17 protein-coding genes are annotated in these 16,706 nt (G+C 64.7%); 2 read left to right on the top strand and 15 right to left on the bottom strand.

Going from position 1 to position 16,706, the window contains the following annotated elements; all coding sequences use genetic code 11:
* Positions 1-28: 28 nt before the first annotated feature.
* The 7 genes from FJ986_RS25570 to FJ986_RS25540 form a co-directional block, all read right to left on the bottom strand.
* Positions 29-367: a cupin domain-containing protein gene (locus FJ986_RS25570; RefSeq protein ID WP_140676224.1), complete on the bottom strand. Its 339-nt coding sequence runs from the start codon at positions 365-367 to the stop codon at positions 29-31.
* Positions 368-377: 10 nt separating this feature from the next.
* On the bottom strand, positions 378-1,142 hold the full coding sequence (kduD, locus tag FJ986_RS25565) for a 2-dehydro-3-deoxy-D-gluconate 5-dehydrogenase KduD (protein ID WP_140670691.1): 765 nt from the start codon (positions 1,140-1,142) through the stop codon (positions 378-380).
* Positions 1,139-1,990 (bottom strand): 5-dehydro-4-deoxy-D-glucuronate isomerase, encoded by an 852-nt coding sequence (kduI, locus tag FJ986_RS25560; RefSeq protein WP_140670689.1) that lies wholly within the window; start codon positions 1,988-1,990, stop codon positions 1,139-1,141. Before kduI ends, kduD begins: the two co-directional genes overlap by 4 nt.
* A gap of 22 nt (positions 1,991-2,012) precedes the next feature.
* Positions 2,013-2,789 (bottom strand): FadR/GntR family transcriptional regulator, encoded by a 777-nt coding sequence (locus FJ986_RS25555; protein ID WP_140670687.1) that lies wholly within the window; start codon positions 2,787-2,789, stop codon positions 2,013-2,015.
* A gap of 8 nt (positions 2,790-2,797) precedes the next feature.
* Complete coding sequence (locus FJ986_RS25550) at positions 2,798-4,078, bottom strand: TRAP transporter large permease (RefSeq protein ID WP_140560745.1); 1,281 nt, start codon at positions 4,076-4,078, stop codon at positions 2,798-2,800.
* Positions 4,079-4,630 (bottom strand): TRAP transporter small permease, encoded by a 552-nt coding sequence (locus tag FJ986_RS25545; RefSeq protein WP_140628806.1) that lies wholly within the window; start codon positions 4,628-4,630, stop codon positions 4,079-4,081.
* A 79-nt stretch (positions 4,631-4,709) separates the two neighbouring features.
* Positions 4,710-5,687: a TRAP transporter substrate-binding protein gene (locus FJ986_RS25540; RefSeq protein WP_140492983.1), complete on the bottom strand. Its 978-nt coding sequence runs from the start codon at positions 5,685-5,687 to the stop codon at positions 4,710-4,712.
* Positions 5,688-6,050: 363 nt separating this feature from the next.
* Between FJ986_RS25540 and FJ986_RS25535 the strand changes: the two genes are divergently transcribed.
* The gene (locus tag FJ986_RS25535) at positions 6,051-7,541 is read left to right on the top strand and encodes a mannitol dehydrogenase family protein (protein ID WP_140676221.1); all 1,491 of its coding nucleotides are present in this window, start codon (positions 6,051-6,053) and stop codon (positions 7,539-7,541) included.
* 53 nt (positions 7,542-7,594) lie between these two features.
* Here the strand turns inward: FJ986_RS25535 and FJ986_RS25530 are convergent, their stop codons facing one another.
* The 7 genes from FJ986_RS25530 to FJ986_RS25500 form a co-directional block, all read right to left on the bottom strand.
* Positions 7,595-8,002, bottom strand: a complete 408-nt coding sequence (locus tag FJ986_RS25530) for a F0F1 ATP synthase subunit epsilon (protein ID WP_140492977.1) — start codon at positions 8,000-8,002, stop codon at positions 7,595-7,597.
* A gap of 112 nt (positions 8,003-8,114) precedes the next feature.
* Entirely contained in the window at positions 8,115-9,701 is a 1,587-nt protein-coding gene (atpD, locus tag FJ986_RS25525) for a F0F1 ATP synthase subunit beta (protein ID WP_181181921.1), read from the bottom strand.
* 70 nt (positions 9,702-9,771) lie between these two features.
* Positions 9,772-10,656: a F0F1 ATP synthase subunit gamma gene (locus FJ986_RS25520; protein ID WP_140492974.1), complete on the bottom strand. Its 885-nt coding sequence runs from the start codon at positions 10,654-10,656 to the stop codon at positions 9,772-9,774.
* Positions 10,657-10,702: 46 nt separating this feature from the next.
* A complete protein-coding gene (atpA, locus tag FJ986_RS25515) occupies positions 10,703-12,232 on the bottom strand; it encodes a F0F1 ATP synthase subunit alpha (RefSeq protein WP_140492971.1) in 1,530 nt (509 codons plus the stop codon).
* Complete coding sequence (locus FJ986_RS25510; protein WP_140492968.1) at positions 12,232-12,792, bottom strand: F0F1 ATP synthase subunit delta; 561 nt, start codon at positions 12,790-12,792, stop codon at positions 12,232-12,234. The genes atpA and FJ986_RS25510 overlap by 1 nt, the downstream gene beginning before the upstream one ends.
* A 235-nt stretch (positions 12,793-13,027) precedes the next feature.
* A complete protein-coding gene (locus tag FJ986_RS25505) occupies positions 13,028-13,423 on the bottom strand; it encodes a DUF4345 family protein (RefSeq protein WP_140518245.1) in 396 nt (131 codons plus the stop codon).
* A gap of 95 nt (positions 13,424-13,518) precedes the next feature.
* Positions 13,519-14,214, bottom strand: a complete 696-nt coding sequence (locus FJ986_RS25500; protein ID WP_140525000.1) for an aspartate/glutamate racemase family protein — start codon at positions 14,212-14,214, stop codon at positions 13,519-13,521.
* A 62-nt stretch (positions 14,215-14,276) separates the two neighbouring features.
* Between FJ986_RS25500 and FJ986_RS25495 the strand changes: the two genes are divergently transcribed.
* Complete coding sequence (locus FJ986_RS25495; protein WP_140492958.1) at positions 14,277-14,483, top strand: type II toxin-antitoxin system prevent-host-death family antitoxin; 207 nt, start codon at positions 14,277-14,279, stop codon at positions 14,481-14,483.
* A 6-nt stretch (positions 14,484-14,489) separates the two neighbouring features.
* On the opposite strand, the gene FJ986_RS25490 is transcribed toward FJ986_RS25495, so the two are convergent.
* Positions 14,490-16,673 (bottom strand): primosomal protein N', encoded by a 2,184-nt coding sequence (locus FJ986_RS25490; protein WP_140676218.1) that lies wholly within the window; start codon positions 16,671-16,673, stop codon positions 14,490-14,492.
* Positions 16,674-16,706 lie beyond the last annotated feature (33 nt).

The following is a 16,706-nucleotide window of genomic DNA, read 5'->3' as shown; positions in this document are numbered from 1 at the left end:
CGTCCATCGCTCATCGCATGGCCGCCCCTCAGGCAAGGAAATCGGCCCGGTGCGGCGTAAAGCTGTCGACGAGCCGGCCCGCCTCGAGCGCCTTGACACCGTGCACCAGGCCGGACGGCACGATGAAGCTGCCGCCCGTCTCGAGGATTTCGGTCCGGCCGCCGATGGTCACTTCGAAGCGGCCCTCGGCGACGTAGCTTGCCTGTACATGCGGATGCGAATGCAGGGCGCCGACGCCGCCCTTGTCGAAGGCGAACTCGACCATCATCAGTTCATCCGTGTGCAAGAGAACGCGCCGCCTGTTGCCATCCGGCGTCGCCGTCCAGGCGCCCGCGCCGGCCTGGGAGAAGATTTTCGTTTCGCTCATCGCAATATCCTCATCGCGCCAGCCAGCCGCCGTCCACTGGCACCACCGCGCCATGCATATAGTCCGACGCCGACGCCAGCAGGAAGGCCGCCGCATCGCCAATGTCTTCCGGCCGGCCCCAGCGGCCGGCCGGAATGCGCGCCAGGATCGAGGCGCTGCGGTCGGGATCGGCGCGCAGCGCCTGCGTATTGTTGGTTTCGATATAGCCCGGCGCGATGCCGTTGACGTTGATACCTTTCGCTGCCCATTCGCAGGCGAGCAGCCGGGTGATGCCGAGCACGCCGTGCTTCGAGGCGGTGTAGGACGCGACGCGGATGCCGCCCTGGAAGCTCAGCACCGAGGCGATGTTGACGATCTTGCCCCTGCGTCCGCCGGCAAGGACGCGCCTGGCGAAGCCTTGGCAGAGCAGAAAAGCCGTCTTCAGGTTGAGGTCGAGCACCTCGTCCCAATCGGCTTCCGAGAGATCGACGGCGTCGGCGCGCCGGATGATGCCGGCATTGTTGACCAGCCCGTCGAGCGGCCCGCTTTCGTCCCAGACGCGCTCCAGCATCGGACCTGCGGCGGATGTGTCGGCAAGGTCGGCCGCGACCGCCTCGAACCGACCGCCCGCCGCGGCGATCCTTGCGGCCGTCTCATCCATCGAGGAACGGCCGACACCGACGACCGTGCCGCCGGCGCGCGCGATCGAGACGGCAATGCCCTGGCCGATGCCGGTGTTGGCGCCGGTGACGAGGATGCGCCGGCCGGTCAGGCTGAAGGCGGAAAGATCGCTCACCGCAGGTCTTCCATCGCCACCGGATCGACATCGGTATAGTCGACATTGTCGCCGGCCATCGCCCAGATGAAGGCATAGCTGGAGGTGCCGGCGCCTGAATGGATAGACCAGCCCGGCGACAGCACGGCCTCCTCGTTGCGCATGACGATGTGTCGGGTCTCGTCCGGCTCGCCCATGAAATGGAAGACGCGCGCCGCCTCCGGCAGGTCGAAATAGAGATAGGCCTCCATGCGCCGGTCGTGCACATGGCACGGCATGGTGTTCCAGATGGAGCCCGGCGCGAGTTGCGTCATCCCGACGACGAGCTGGCAGGTCCTGGCCCCGTCGGCATGGATGAACTGGAAGATCGAGCGTTCATTGCAGGCCTCCTTGCTGCCGAGATCGAGACGCCGGGCGTCACCGATGCGGATCAGCCGGTTGGGAAAGGTTTGATGCGCCGGCGCGCTGAGCAGATAAAACTTTGCCGGCGCCGCCTTGTCGACTGAGGCGAATGACACATCCTGCGTGCCCATGCCGAGATAGAGCATGTCGCGCGCCTGCAGCTCATGGAGCTGGCCGCCGGCTTCGATCGTGCCGGCGCCGCCGATATTGACGGCGATCAACTCGCGGCGCTCGAGAAAGCCTTTCGTTCCGGTCGGCTTGATTGCCTCCAGCCGAAGCGGCGCGCCGGCCGGCATCGCGCCGCCCACGATCATGCGGTCGTAATGTGTGTAGGTCAGGCTGACGCGGTCGGGCTGGAACAGGTCTTCGATGTGGAAATTGTGGCGCAACTCGTCGGTCCCCATGGCCGCGGCGGCGGCGGGGTCGATGGCAAAACGCGATGTATAGTCGGTATGGTTCTGGCTCATTGCTGTCCTGACTTGAGATGGATCATTCGCCGCCGGCCGCCTTGACCGAGTCGGAATAATAGACCTGCCGCGCATGCAGGCGCTCGCGATAGCGCTGCTGGCTGGCCGAGAGATGCGTGCGCATCGCCTCGCGCGCGGCTTCGGCATTGCCTGATGTGATCGCGTTCAGGATCACCAGATGCTCGCGCTGCAGCCCACGCTGATAGCTGTCGGACTGCACAATCTCGGTCGACCAGGGCGAGGTCACGTCGCACGGAATGGCGCGCCGGCCGAGCACGTCGAGCATCTCGACATAGAACGGGTTGTTGGTGGCGCTGGCGATGGCGCGATGGAAGGCGAGGTCGGCCGGACCGGTCGGCTCGCTGGCGAGCAGCAGCCGTTCGAAGTCGAAGAAGGCTTCCTGGATCGCCGCCTCCTGGGCCGCGTTGCGGCGGATCGCGGCGAGCCCGGCCGATTCGATCTCGATGGCGAGCCGCACTTCGAGCACGTTGAGCGCGATCGAATCCTTGCTGCCCATATCGGCCGCGAGCGCGCCGAACATCGTCGAGATGTGCTCGGTGACGAAGACGCCGGCACCCTGCCGCGGCTCGACCAGGCCGTCGGCGGCGAGCTTGGCCAGGGCTTCGCGGATGACGGTGCGGCTGACGCCGAAGGTTTCGGTCAACTGGCCCTCGGTCGGCAGTTTGTGGCCTGGCAGGATCTCGCCGGCCTGAAGCTGCCTGCGGATTGCCGCGACGACGGTCTCCGACAGTTTGGGTTTTCTCTCGACCCTGAGGTCGGCTGCGCTATCCAATGCCATGTCGTCCTCTATTTGAACACGCTCGGCAACCAGAGCGAGATGGCCGGAATATACGTCACCAGCCCGAGAACCACGATACCGGCACCATAGAACGGCCAGATCGAGCGCATCGCTTCCCAGACGGTGATCTTGCCGACGGCGCAGGCGACGAACTGCACCGTGCCGACCGGCGGCGTGTTCAGCCCGATGCCAAGATTGAGGATGGTGATGACGCCGAAATGCACGGGATCCACGCCATAATGCGTGACCAGCGGCAGGAAAATCGGCGTGCAGATGATGATCATCGGTCCCATGTCCATGAAGGTGCCGAGCACCAGCATCAGGACATTGAGCAGCAGCAGCACGACGAGCGGATCGGTGGAGATCGCATTCATGCCGGCGATCAGCAGCACCGGCACTTTGAGATAGGCCATCAGCCAGCTGAAAGAAGCCGCCGTACCGATGATCAACAGCACCATCGAAGTGGTGCGCACGGCGCCCTTGGTGGCGTGGACGAAATCGCTCCAGCCCATCGAACGGTAAACGAGGACGGTAACAAGCAAGGCGTAGAGAATGGCGATGCACGAACTCTCCGTCGCTGTGAAGATTCCGGAGCGGACGCCGCCGAAGATGATGCCGATCAAGAGCAGTCCCGGAATAGCGATGAGCGCCAGCTGCCCGACACGCGAAAAACCGGGGAAGGCCTCGACCGGGTAGCCGCGGCTGCGGGCGACGAAATAGGCGGTGACCATCAGCGAGGCGGCGAACAAAAGGCCCGGTAGTATGCCGGCGGTGAACAGGTCGGCGATCGAAATCTTGCCGCCCCCTGCGATCGAATAGATGATCATGTTCTGCGATGGCGGCAAAAGCAGCGCGATCAGCGCCGCCATCGAGGTGACGTTGACGGCATAGTCGGCGCCATAGCCGCGTGCCTTCATCTGCGGGATCATCAGCCCGCCGACGGCCGCGGCCTCGGCCACGGCCGAGCCGGAAATGCCGCCGAACAGCGTGCCGGCGATGATGTTGACCTGGCCGAGACCGCCTCGGACATGGCCGACCAGGGAGCCGGCAAAGGAAACGATGCGCTGCGCGATGCCGCCGCGCACCATCAGATCGCCGGCATAGATGAAGAACGGGATCGCCATCAGGGAGAACGCGCTCATGCCCGATTTCATTTGCTGGAACACGACCAGGGGCGGCAGGCCGAGATAGAGGACGGTGGCGAAGGAGGCCGCACCAAGACAGAACGCGATCGGCGTGCCGCCGAACATCAGCAGCGTGAAGACGCCGAACAGGATCCAGAGCTCCATCTAGGCCTCCTGCACCGCCGGCATCTCCGGCACGTCCTCGAGATTGATGTCCTTGTCGATATCGACGCCCGACCAGCGCAGCGCGATGCGCTCGGCCGAGAACAGGCAGATCAGCACGCCGCCGGCGACCAGCGGCAGATAGTCGAAGCCGCCCGGCAGCTCGAGCGCCGGGATGATGGTGTGCCAGGTCAGGCCGACAAGCTTGCAGCCGTACCAGACCATGCCGAATCCGAAGCCGAGCGCGATCAGGTCGGACAGCGTGCGCAACGCTCCCTTGCTGCCTTTCGGCAGGATATAAAGCAGCACGTCGAACCCCATATGGTAGTTCTCCCGCACGCCGACGGCGGCGCCGAGGAAGATGAACCAGTTCATCAGCATGATGGCGCTGGTTTCGGTCCAGCTCGGCGACGAATTGAGCACGAAGCGGAAGAAGACCTGATAGGCGACGAGCGCGGTCATGGCGACCAAGCCGATGCCGGCCAGATAGAGTGCCCCGTCGCAGATCCTCGAAAGCACGACGCTGAACCGTGGCGGCGCCGCGCTGCTTGTCATTGTCGCCATCTGATCCTCCCGATCGCCGGCCGGTCACGAAGGCGCGGGACGGCGTGCATTGCCCGCCCCGCGGCCGACTTCACTTGGTTGCCTGGACGCGGGCGGCGAGGTCCTTCAGCGCCGGCGTCGACAGGTATTTGTCGTAGACCGGCTTCATCGCGTCGATCAGCGGCTGCTTGTCGATCTCGCTGACCTTGACGCCTGCCTTTTCGACGATGTCGCGGGATTTCTTCTCCTGCGCGTCCCACAGTTCGCGCATCTTGACGACGCTGTCCTTGGCCGCCTGGCGCACGATCGCCTGGTCTTCCGGCGAGAGCTTGTCCCAGCTCGCCTTCGCCATCACCAGCACCTCCGGAACGATCTGGTGCTGGTCGAGCGTGTAGTGCTTGGCGACCTCATAGTGCTTGGCGGATTCGAAGCTCGGCCAGTTGTTTTCCGCGCCGTCGATGACGCCGGTCTCAAGTGCCGAATAGACTTCGCCATAAGCCATTGGCGTGGCGTTGGCGCCCAGTGCGTTGACCATGTCGACGAACACGTCCGACTGGATGACGCGGAATTTCATGCCCTTCAGATCGGCGATCGAGGCGATGTCCTTCTTGGTGTTGTAGAAGGAGCGCGCGCCGGAATCGTAGAAGGCCAGACCGACCAGGTCATGTGCCTCGAAAGCTTTCAGGATGTCGTCGCCGATCGGCCCGTCCATGACATGGCGCATATGTTCGACCGAGCGGAATATGTAGGGCAGCGACGGCACCGCGGTTTCCGGCACGATGCCGTTGAACGGCCCCATCGAGACACGGTTGAGGTCGATGACGCCGGTCTGGGTCTGCTCGATCGTGTCCTTCTCCTCGCCGAGCTGCGCCGAATGATAGACCTCGACCGAATAGCGGCCATCGGTACGCTGCTTGATCAGCTCGCCCATGTATTTCACCGCCTCGACCGTCGGATAGCCGTCGGGGTGCGTGTCGGCCGACCGCAGCACGGTTTGCGCGTTGGCGATGCCGATCAGCAGCGAGCCGAACGCGAATGTAGCCGCCGTCAATTTCGAAAAATGCAACATGACTTCCTCCCTTTTTCAAAAATCAAGGCGCCGACTCAGAGCCGGCGCATCACCAGCCTGTCATCTCTGCTCAATCTTGGCCATTTCGGTCAGCATCCGGTGCGGGCGAGCGAGCGTGGACGCGCGTCGGTGCTAAGCAGCAAATCCGCGTCTGTCAGTGCCACGGTGATCCTCCCATGAGGCGTTATCGGTAGGGTCGCAAGGAAATAATGTCAACATACAAAAAATGGATTGTTGTATGATGACTTTGACCCGGGAACCGGCCATTGTGCCGGACGGCAGTGGATGTTACGCCGCTGCCGTTTCTCCTTCGCCGACCCTACGGGGCGGCTCCCAAAGGCCAATCGGGGACTTCGCACAGCAATGAACAGGCGTCTTTCGAAGGATACGATCGCGACGTTGCCGGCCAGGATCGCCGTGCCGCGTTTTGATCGCGCATCGGTCACGCAAGGCATCGTGCATCTGGGGGTCGGCGCCTTTCATCGCGCCCACCAGGCAGCCTATGTCGACGATTGCCTGGCTGCCGGAGAGACGGATTGGGGCATCGTCGGCGTGTCGCTGCGCAGTGCCGACACGCGCGATGCGCTTGCGCCGCAGGACGGGCTCTACACGCTGGCGATCCGCAGCGGGGGCGAGGAAAGTCTTCATGTCATCGGCTCCATCGGCGCGATGCTGGTGGCGCCGGAAGATCCCGCCGCCGTGCTGGCCGCGCTGACCGATCCGCGCACCCGCATCGTGACGCTGACCATCACCGAGAAAGCCTATCTGCGGGCCGCCGGCGGCGGGCTCGACGCAGCCCACCCTGACATCGCCCACGATCTGGCGAACCCGCATCTGCCGAAGACCGCGCACGGTTTTCTGGCCGAGGCGCTTGCACGCCGTGGCGCGGCCGGCTTGCAGCCCTTCACCGTGCTCTGCTGCGACAACCTGCCTGCCAACGGGGCGACCTTACACAGGCTGCTGGTGGAATTCGCCGCGCTGCGCGATGCCAGCCTCGGTGAGAAGGGCGCTACCAGGCTTGCCGGCCATATCGCCGACGAGGTCGCGTTTCCCTCGAGCATGGTCGATCGCATCGTGCCGGCCACGACCGATGCCGACCGGGCGCGGATCGCTCTCGAGCTCGGCGTCGACGACGCCTGGCCGGTCATGACCGAGCCGTTCCGCCAGTGGGTGGTCGAGGACAATTTTCCGGCAGGCCGCCCGGCCTGGGAAAAGTTCGGCGTCACCATGGTCGGGGATGTCAGGCCCTTCGAGGACATGAAGCTGAGACTGCTCAACGGTGCGCATTCGGCCATTGCCTATCTCGGCCTGCTCAGCGGACACGCCACCGTCGACCGCGCCTTCGCCGATCCGGCGATCAGGCGCTTTGTCGATGCGCTGTGGGCCGAGGCAATCCCGACGCTGCCCACCGATGCCGGGCTGGATACCGCGAGCTATACGGCAGAGCTTGCCCAGCGTTTCTCCAACACAGCACTTGCCCACCGCACCGCGCAGATCGCCAATGACGGCAGCCAGAAACTGCCGCAGCGCATCATGGCCTCCGCGATCGAGCGCCTCCATTCAGGCGCCGCGCCCGGACATCTCATGCTGGCGGTTGCCGCCTGGATCGCCGCCTGCGAAGCGCGCGGCAAATCCCTGCCCGACGGCCATTTTACCGACCCGCTCGACATGCCGATGACGGCGATCATTGACCGGAATCTGCCCGCTGCCGAAACCGTCGCGGCAGTGTTCGATCTCGCCGGCTTCGCGACCGGGGCGCCTGAACGGCCAGGATTGATGGACCTTGCGGCCGTCCATCTCGAGCAGTTGCGCCGTGGCGGACCGGCTCAGGCCTTCGCGGCATTGGGCATTTAAAAACAAAAAAGCGAGGCAAGGCCCCGCTTTTCAGTCGACTACTGGTGCCAGCCTCAAGCCGGCAGGATGGCGCCTTCCAGCGTGGTGAGCTGGCTGAGGAATTGTTCGGCCTTCGTGCGCGACCGATCGTCCTTGGCGTCGGCGGCGTCTTCCCTGGCTTCCTGGATGCGGCGCGCGAGATCGGCGCGGTCGACATCCTTCACCGCGACAGCCGATTCCGCCAGCAGCGTGCAGCCGGCCGGAACGATGTCGGCGAAACCGCCGAAGACGACGTAACGCTCTTCACCGCCCGATGCGGCCTTCACCGTGACGACGCCCGGCTTGATCGTGGTCATGACCGGTGCGTGATGCGCCATGACAGTCATCTCGCCTTCCGCACCCGGAATGACGACTGCCTCGACCTCTGCGGAAACCAGCAGGCGCTCCGGCGAGACCAGTTCGAACTTGAAAGCTTCTGCCATGTCGATTTAGCGAGTAGGGAATAGTGAGTAGGGAAGTAGGGGAAAGGGCAATTGCGCCCGGTCACCTGCCTGCCATTCACTACCGACTACTGACTACTCCCTATTCCCTTGATTAAGCCGCTTCAGCCGCGAGACGCTGTGCCTTCTCGACCGCTTCCTCGATGCCGCCGACCATGTAGAAGGCGGCTTCCGGCAGGTGGTCGTAGTCGCCGTTGCAGAGGCCCTTGAAGCCCTTGATGGTGTCGGCGAGGTCGACCAGCTTGCCCGGCGCGCCGGTGAACACTTCGGCGACGAAGAAGGGCTGCGACAGGAAGCGCTCGATCTTGCGGGCGCGGGCCACCGTCTGCTTGTCCTCTTCCGACAGCTCGTCCATGCCCAGGATGGCGATGATGTCCTGCAGCGACTTGTAGCGCTGGAGGATCGACTGCACCTGGCGCGCGACCCCATAATGCTCTTCGCCGACCACCAGCGGGTCGAGCATGCGCGAGGTCGAGTCCAGCGGATCGACGGCCGGATAGATGCCCTTTTCGGCGATCGAGCGGTTGAGCGTCGTCGTCGCGTCGAGGTGGGCGAACGAGGTCGCCGGCGCCGGGTCGGTCAAGTCGTCGGCCGGCACGTAGATGGCCTGCACCGAGGTGATCGAGCCCTTGGTGGTGGTGGTGATGCGTTCCTGCAGGGCGCCCATGTCCGTGGCGAGCGTGGGCTGGTAGCCCACGGCCGACGGGATACGGCCGAGCAGCGCCGACACTTCCGAACCAGCCTGCGTGAAGCGGAAGATGTTGTCGACGAAGAACAGCACGTCCTGGCCCTGGTCGCGGAAATATTCGGCGACCGTCAGGCCGGTCAGGCCGACGCGGGCACGCGCGCCCGGCGGCTCGTTCATCTGGCCATAGACCAACGCCGCCTTGGAGCCTTCGCCGCCGCCCTTCTTGTTGACGCCGGATTCGATGAACTCGTGATAGAGGTCGTTGCCCTCGCGGGTGCGCTCGCCGACGCCGGCGAACACCGAATAGCCGCCATGCGCCTTGGCGATGTTGTTGATCAGTTCCTGGATCAGCACCGTCTTGCCGACGCCGGCGCCGCCGAACAGGCCGATCTTGCCGCCCTTGGCGTAAGGTGCGAGCAGGTCGAGCACCTTGATACCGGTGATCAGGATCTGTGCTTCCGTCGACTGTTCGATATAGGCCGGGGCCGGCTGGTGGATCGAGCGCAACTCGACCGCGTCGACCGGGCCTGCTTCGTCGACCGGCTCGCCGATGACGTTGATGATGCGGCCGAGCATGCCCGGACCGACCGGCACGGCGATCGGGCCGCCGGTGTCGCGCACTTCCTGGCCGCGCACCAGGCCTTCGGTGGAATCCATGGCGATGCAGCGCACGGTGTTTTCACCCAGATGCTGGGCAACTTCGAGAACCAGGCGGTTGCCGACATTGGTGGTCTCGAGCGCATTCAGGATCGGCGGCAGGTGATCGCCGAACTGCACGTCGACCACGGCGCCGATGACCTGCCGGACCTTGCCGACGATGCCGGTGGCTTTGCTGGCCACGGCCGGGTTTTTTACCGCGGCGGCCCTGATCGGCGCTGCCGCTTTCTTGGCCGGAGCCGCCTTAGCTGCTGCGGCCGGAGCCTTTGCCGGTGCCGCCTTGGCCGGGGCTGCTGCCTTGGGAGCCGCCGTCTTGGGGGTCGCTGCTTTCGCCATCGTCTTTACCCTTTTCGTCCTTTGTTTCTCGCGCGGTCGGATCGAGGTCGTCGACCCCGGGAAACCGTGCCTAGAGCGCCTCGGCGCCCGAAATGATTTCGATCAGTTCCTTGGTGATCTGCGCCTGGCGCTGGCGGTTATAGGTGATCGACAGCTTGTTGATCATCTCGCCGGCGTTGCGCGTGGCGTTGTCCATCGCGCTCATCTTGGCGCCCATTTCGCCAGCCGCGTTTTCGAGCAGCGCGCGGAAAATCTGCACCGCGATGTTGCGCGGAATGAGCTCGGACAGGATTTCACCCGGCTCGGGTTCGTATTCGTAGACGGCGCTGGCGCCGTCAGCAGCCTCGGCCGGAGCTGACGAAGCAGCGGCCGGAATGATCTGCTGCGCGGTCGGAACCTGGCTGATCACCGACTTGAACTGCGAATAGAACAGCGTGCAGATGTCGAAGCCGCCCTCGTTGAACAGGTGGATGACCTTGCGGGCGATCGTGTCGGCATTGACGAAGCCGAGCGTCTTGACCTCGCGCAGGTCGATCCGGTCGAGGATCATCGACGCATAGTCGCGGCGCAGGATATCGAAACCCTTCTTGCCGACGCAGATGATCTTGACCTGCTTGCCGTCGGCCAGGAGCCTGCGGATGTGGTCACGGGCAAGACGGGCGATCTGCGAATTGAAGCCGCCGCACAGGCCGCGCTCGGCCGTGCAGACAACGAGCAGGTGCACGTCGTCCTTGCCGGTGCCGGTCATCAGCGCCGGGGCATCGCCGCCGCCGCCGATCGCCTGGGTGATGTTGGCCAGCACGGAACCCATGCGCTCCGAATAGGGGCGCGCCGCTTCCGCGGCCTCCTGTGCACGGCGCAGCTTCGCCGCGGCGACCATCTGCATCGCTTTGGTGATCTTCTGCGTCGCCTTGACCGAGGCGATACGGTTACGAAGGTCTTTTAATGAAGGCATGCTTCAAACCTGATCCCGTCTTGTCTCATCCGGACTGGCGCTTCGCTCAGGCGAAGGTCTTGGCGAAAGCGTCGATCTCGGCCTTCAGCTTGCCGCGCAGATCGTCCGACAGCGCCTTTTCCTTGCGGATGGCGTCGAGGACGTCCTTGCCGGCCGAACGCATGTGGCTGAGCAGGCCATGCTCGAACTTGCCGACCTGGTTGACCGGCAGCTTGTCAAGATAGCCGTTGACGCCGGCGAAGATCACCGCGACCTGCTCTTCCGTCTTCAGCGGCGAGAACTGCGGCTGCTTCAGGAGCTCGGTCAGGCGCGAACCGCGGTTGAGCAGGCGCTGCGTGGCGGCATCGAGATCCGAGCCGAACTGCGCGAAGGCCGCCATTTCGCGGTACTGCGCGAGCTCGCCCTTGATCGAGCCGGCAACCTGCTTCATCGCCTTGATCTGCGCCGAGGAGCCGACGCGCGACACCGACAGGCCAACATTGACGGCCGGACGGATGCCCTGGAAGAACAGGTTGGTTTCGAGGAAGATCTGGCCGTCGGTGATCGAGATCACGTTGGTCGGGATATAGGCCGACACGTCGTTGGCTTGGGTTTCGATGACCGGCAACGCCGTCAGCGAACCGTTGCCCATGTCGTCATTGAGCTTGGCGGCGCGCTCGAGCAGGCGCGAGTGCAGGTAGAAGACGTCGCCCGGATAGGCTTCGCGGCCCGGCGGGCGGCGCAACAGCAGCGACATCTGGCGATAGGCGACGGCCTGCTTCGACAGATCGTCGTAGCTGATCAGCGCATGCATGCCGTTGTCGCGGAAATACTCGCCCATGGTGCAGCCGGCGAACGGCGCCAGGAACTGCATCGGCGCCGGATCGGAAGCGGTGGCGGCGACGATGATCGAATATTCGAGCGCGCCGCGCTCTTCCAGCACCTTGACGAACTGCGCCACGGTCGAGCGCTTCTGGCCGACGGCGACGTAGACGCAGTAGAGCTTTTCCTTCTCGGGGCCGTTGTCGTGCACCGACTTCTGGTTGAGCATCGTGTCGAGGATGATGGCGGTCTTGCCGGTCTGGCGATCGCCGATGACCAGCTCGCGCTGGCCGCGGCCGACCGGGATCAGCGCGTCGATGGCCTTGAGGCCCGTCGACATCGGCTCATGCACCGACTTGCGCGGAATGATGCCGGGCGCCTTGACGTCGACGCGCTTGCGTTCGGTCGCCTTGATCGGGCCCTTGCCGTCGATCGGGTTGCCGAGCGCGTCGACGACGCGGCCGAGCAGGCCGGGACCGACCGGAACGTCGACGATCGCGCCGGTGCGCTTGACGGTGTCGCCTTCCTTGATGTCGCGGTCGGCGCCGAAAATGACGACGCCGACATTGTCGGCTTCGAGATTGAGCGCCATGCCGCGGATGCCGCCGGGGAATTCGACCATCTCGCCGGCCTGGACATTGTCGAGGCCGTAGACGCGGGCGATACCGTCACCGACGGACAGCACCTGTCCAACTTCGGAGACCTCGGCCTCCTTGCCGAAATTCTTGATCTGGTCTTTCAGAATTGCGGAAATTTCCGCGGCGCGGATGTCCATCAGCCGACCTCTTTCAGTGCAAGCTTGAGCGAATTGAGTTTGGTTTTGAGCGACGTATCGATCTGGCGCGAGCCCATCCTGACCACCAGCCCGCCGAGCAGCGACGGATCGACGGTGACGGAGATGGAAACGTCCTTGCCGGCAACGCTCTTCAGCGCCGCCTTGAGTTCAGTCTGCTGGGCAGCGCTCAATTGGTGAGCCGACGTTACCTCGGCGGTCGTCTCGCCACGATGTTCGGCGGCGATCTGGCGGAATGCCCTGATCATGCCGGGCACGGCGAACAGCCGGCGGTTCTTGGCGACGACGCGCAGGAAATTGCCGGTCAGGCCGGTGATCCCGGCCTTGTCGGCGATCGCCGCGATGGCCTTGGCCTGGTCCTCGCTGGAGAACACCGGGCTGTTGATCAGCCGGGTCAAGTCGGCGCTGCCCGCGAGCATCGCCTCGAAACTGTTGAGGTCGGCTTCGACCTTGGCGACGGAATTCGCCTGCGATGCCAGTTCGAACAGCGAACCCGCATAGCGTTCTGCGACACCTGAGATTGGCGATGACGATTGGGCCACGGACCGTCTTTTCTCTTGTCTGACAGGCCGCAGATTGTTGGCGCGAGCGAAAACTCTGGCTAAATCTTTGACCTTACTGCATTTTTTCAAGCACGGAGGCGCGGCTTCCGCTATCCCCGGCCGAAAGTCGATTGCCGTCTAGCACAGGCCTTTTAAGACCGCAATGCGTCGTTCCGCATGGTTTTCAGGCACTATTGTCGCATCCGGGGACGAAGTCCCTGGATTGCCTGCGGATTCAGGGCAGGAAGCCGAAGGCAAAGGCAAGCGGCAACGCCGCCAGCGCCAGTTCCACGACGATGGAAACCCAGTTGAAGGGCGTGTTGGCGCCATCCGACATCATCGACAGCAACCGGCCGAAGGCGGTGAACAGCCAGGAGAAGCCGAGCGCCATGTAGATCAGCGGCTGCGCCAGCAGGATGCAGCACAGGCCGACGCCGAGATAGAAGCCCGACATGCGGCCGCGCCCTTCGGCGATCGCCGCCGCCTTCTCCGGCTTGACCTGCAAGCGCAGAATGCGGAAGGCAAGCCCCGGCGCCAGGAAAAGCACCAGGCCGAGCAGCACCGTGACGACGGCGCTCGACCAGGCCAGCCATTCGCCCTGGCTCACCGGCCATGGAAACGCAAAATCCATAGTGTCCCCTCGTAAATGCCGCTCTGAAATCGCGGGCATTCTAGCGGAGGAAAAGCCGCGCGCCAGATGGCGGCCAGCACTTTAGGCCAAACGCATCAGGAGAGCGCGAAGGCGACCGCCGCTTCAGCATGGATGCGCGTCGTGTCGAAGACCGGAATGTCGAAATCCTGCTGGCCGATCAACATCGTGATTTCGGTGCAGCCCATGATCACGCAGTCGACATTTTCATCGCGCCGCAGGCGGTTGATCTCGGCGATATAGGCGGTTTTCGATGGCTCGGTGACGATGCCCTGGCAGAGCTCGTCATAGATGATGCGATGGACCATGTCGCGTCCTGCCTGGTCCGGCACGATCGGCTGCAATCCATATGTGTCGGCAAGCCGGCGCTTGTAGAAATCCTGCTCCATGGTGAACCGTGTTGCCAGCAGCGCCGGGCGCCGCATGCCGGCCGCCTTGACAGCGGCTGCGGTGGCGTCGGCGATGTGGGTCAGCGGGACCGATACCGAGGCCTGCACCTGGTCGGCGAGCTTGTGCATGGTGTTGGTGCACAAAAGCAGGCCTTCCGCGCCAGCTGACTCGAGCTTGCGCGCGGCATCGACCAGAAGCGCGCCGGCGCCGTCCCAGTCCCCGTGATGCTGCAGCTCGGCGATCTCGGCGAAGTCGAAGGACCACAGCAGCAATTTCGCCGAATGCAGCCCGCCGAGACGCTGCCTCACGAGATCGTTGAGCAGGCGATAATAGATCGCCGTCGATTCCCAGCTCATGCCGCCCAGAAGGCCAAGGGTTTTCAAAACGGTTTCCTTTCCTTGCAGCGACTTATGATACAGTCCAAGGCGATGTTGAGGGCTACTCGATGAAAACAAAATCCAGCAGCAAAGCACGCAGCGAACTGTGCGCCGTGGTCGCTGAAGCCAGCAAAGGCAGCCCGACAACAATCACCAAGCGGGGACGCCCCGTGGCCATAGTGATATCGATCGAGGACGCCCGTCGACTCTATCCTGAAGAGTTTAGGCAACGTCCCGAACTGAAGGACACGACCAGCAATCCGCGCGAACGCTGAGCGACCTTACAAAAAGCTCTGCGGATCGATGTCGACCTGCACCCGGACCGAGCCGCGCTGCTTCGGCCCGTTGGCGAGCATGGTCCGGATAAACCTTTGCATGTCGGCGCGGCGCTCGCCCTGGATCAGCAGGCGGAAACGGTGACGGCCGCCGAGCAGCGACAGCGGCGCTTCGGCCGGCCCGAGCACGAACAGGTCGGATGCCTCGGGCGCGGCACGGCGCAGGCCGCGTGCATGGCCCTCGGCTTCCGCCCGCGTCACCGCGCTGACGATGACGCCGGCCAGCCGGCCGAAGGGTGGCAGAGCCGCCCGCTCGCGCTCGGAAATCTCGCGCTCGTAGAACGCGTCGGCATCGCCGGAGACGATCGCCCGCATCACCGGATGGTCGGGCTGGAAGGTCTGCAGCAGGCCGAGACTCTTCTTGCCGGTGCGCCCGGCGCGGCCGGTCACCTGGCTGAGCAGCTGGAAGGTGCGTTCGGCGGCGCGCGGATCGCCATTGGCAAGGCCGAGATCGGCATCGACGACACCAACCAAGGTCATGTTCGGGAAATTGTGGCCCTTGGCGACGAGTTGCGTGCCGATGACGATATCGGCCTCGCCATTGGCGATGGCTTCCAGCTCCAGCCGCAGCCGCCGCACGCCGCCCATCAGATCCGACGACAAAACGATTGTGCGCGCATCCGGGAAATGGGTGACGACTTCCTCCGCGATGCGCTCGACGCCCGGCCCGCAGGCGACCAGATGATCGAGCGTGCCGCATTCCGGACAGGCTTCCGGACGGCGCTCATTGTGCCCGCAATGGTGGCAGACGAGCTGGCCGCGAAAGCGGTGCTCGACCAGCCAGGCCGAGCAGACCGGGCAACCGAAGCGGTGACCGCAGACGCGGCACAGCGTCAGCGGCGCATAGCCGCGCCGGTTGAGGAACAAAAGCGATTGTTCCTTCCTCTCCAGCGTCCGTCGCATATGGTCGAGCAGCACCGGCGACAGGAAGCCGCCGCGCGCCGGCGGCGCGCGCCGCATGTCGATCGCTTTCAGGTCGGGAAGTGCCGCCTCGGCGAAGCGGGCGGACAGCACCGCCCTGGCGTAGCGGCCCTGGCTGGCATTGACGCGGCTCTCGACCGATGGCGTCGCCGATGCCAGCACCACGGGGAAGCCACCTATATGGCCGCGCACGACAGCCATGTCGCGGGCATTGTAGAAGACGCGGTCTTCCTGCTTGTAGGCGGGGTCGTGCTCCTCGTCGACGACGATCATGCCAAGCTCCTTGAACGGCAGGAACAGCGCCGAGCGCGCGCCGGCCACGACCCGCACGCCGCCTTCCGCCACCTGCCGCCAGACCCGCTCGCGCATCCTCGGCGGCAGGTCGGAGTGCCATTCGGCGGGCTTGGCGCCAAAGCGCTGCTGGAAGCGTTCGAGGAAAGCATGCGTCAACGCGATTTCGGGCAGCAGGATCAGCACCTGCTTGCCCCGGTCGAGTGCCGCCGCCACCGCCTCGAAATAAACCTCCGTCTTGCCCGAACCAGTGACGCCGTCGAGCAGTGCGACGTTGAAGCCGCTGCCCGCGACATTGGCGCGCAGCAGCCGCGCGGCTTCGTTCTGGTCGGGCATCAATTCCGGCGCGGCGTAGGCTGGGTCGGGCTCCGCCACCACGGGCTGCGGCGGGATCATCACCGTTTCGAACACGCCTTGCGCCTTCAGCCCTTCGATTACCGTCGACGACACGCCGGCCGCATGGGCAAGGCCGGATCGCGTCCAGGCCAGTCCGCCTTCGGCCGTCTCCAGCACGCGGGCCCGCGCATCCGTCATCCGGTCCGGAACGGCCGCGGTTCGCTGCAATCCCTCGATCCACGGTTCCGGATCGAAGGCCTCCGGCGCCCTCAGCAGCATGCGCGCCACCATGCCCGGCGCCGACAGCGTATACTGCGCCACCCAGTCGACGAAACGGCGCATCGCCCGATCGATCGGCGGACAGTCGAAGACCTGTTCGATCGGGCGCAGCTTTTTCGCGTCGACCGTCTCGACCGCGCCGTCCCACACGATGCCGGCGACCTGGCGGGGGCCGAGCGGCACGCGCACGATCGAGCCCGGCACCACCCGCATGCCGGCGGGCACGGCATAGGTGTAGGGGCGTTCGGCCGGCATCGGCACCAGCACCGGTGCGGCTGCGACAAAGGGCGAATCTTCGATCATGAGGCGTGACCTTGCCCCGACTTTGCTCTAGAT

Origin of the sequence: Mesorhizobium sp. B1-1-1 (genome assembly GCF_006442955.1) — a bacterium.
GTDB lineage: Bacteria > Pseudomonadota > Alphaproteobacteria > Rhizobiales > Rhizobiaceae > Mesorhizobium.
The sequence above is the reverse complement of the archived record's forward strand: the minus strand, read 5'-3'. Positions and strand labels throughout refer to the sequence as shown.

What these genes read in the sequence shown, in the direction of transcription:
- FJ986_RS25570 (WP_140676224.1), bottom strand. Translation starts at nt 367, where the DNA reads ATGAGCGAAACGAAAATCTTCTCCCAGGCCGGCGCGGGCGCCTGGACG.
- kduI (WP_140670689.1), bottom strand. Translation starts at nt 1,990, where the DNA reads ATGAGCCAGAACCATACCGACTATACATCGCGTTTTGCCATCGACCCC.
- FJ986_RS25555 (WP_140670687.1), bottom strand. Translation starts at nt 2,789, where the DNA reads ATGGCATTGGATAGCGCAGCCGACCTCAGGGTCGAGAGAAAACCCAAA.
- FJ986_RS25550 (WP_140560745.1), bottom strand. Translation starts at nt 4,078, where the DNA reads ATGGAGCTCTGGATCCTGTTCGGCGTCTTCACGCTGCTGATGTTCGGC.
- FJ986_RS25545 (WP_140628806.1), bottom strand. Translation starts at nt 4,630, where the DNA reads ATGACAAGCAGCGCGGCGCCGCCACGGTTCAGCGTCGTGCTTTCGAGG.
- FJ986_RS25540 (WP_140492983.1), bottom strand. Translation starts at nt 5,687, where the DNA reads ATGTTGCATTTTTCGAAATTGACGGCGGCTACATTCGCGTTCGGCTCG.
- FJ986_RS25535 (WP_140676221.1), top strand. Translation starts at nt 6,051, where the DNA reads ATGAACAGGCGTCTTTCGAAGGATACGATCGCGACGTTGCCGGCCAGG.
- FJ986_RS25530 (WP_140492977.1), bottom strand. Translation starts at nt 8,002, where the DNA reads ATGGCAGAAGCTTTCAAGTTCGAACTGGTCTCGCCGGAGCGCCTGCTG.
- atpD (WP_181181921.1), bottom strand. Translation starts at nt 9,701, where the DNA reads ATGGCGAAAGCAGCGACCCCCAAGACGGCGGCTCCCAAGGCAGCAGCC.
- FJ986_RS25520 (WP_140492974.1), bottom strand. Translation starts at nt 10,656, where the DNA reads ATGCCTTCATTAAAAGACCTTCGTAACCGTATCGCCTCGGTCAAGGCG.
- atpA (WP_140492971.1), bottom strand. Translation starts at nt 12,232, where the DNA reads ATGGACATCCGCGCCGCGGAAATTTCCGCAATTCTGAAAGACCAGATC.
- FJ986_RS25505 (WP_140518245.1), bottom strand. Translation starts at nt 13,423, where the DNA reads ATGGATTTTGCGTTTCCATGGCCGGTGAGCCAGGGCGAATGGCTGGCC.
- FJ986_RS25495 (WP_140492958.1), top strand. Translation starts at nt 14,277, where the DNA reads ATGAAAACAAAATCCAGCAGCAAAGCACGCAGCGAACTGTGCGCCGTG.
- FJ986_RS25490 (WP_140676218.1), bottom strand. Translation starts at nt 16,673, where the DNA reads ATGATCGAAGATTCGCCCTTTGTCGCAGCCGCACCGGTGCTGGTGCCG.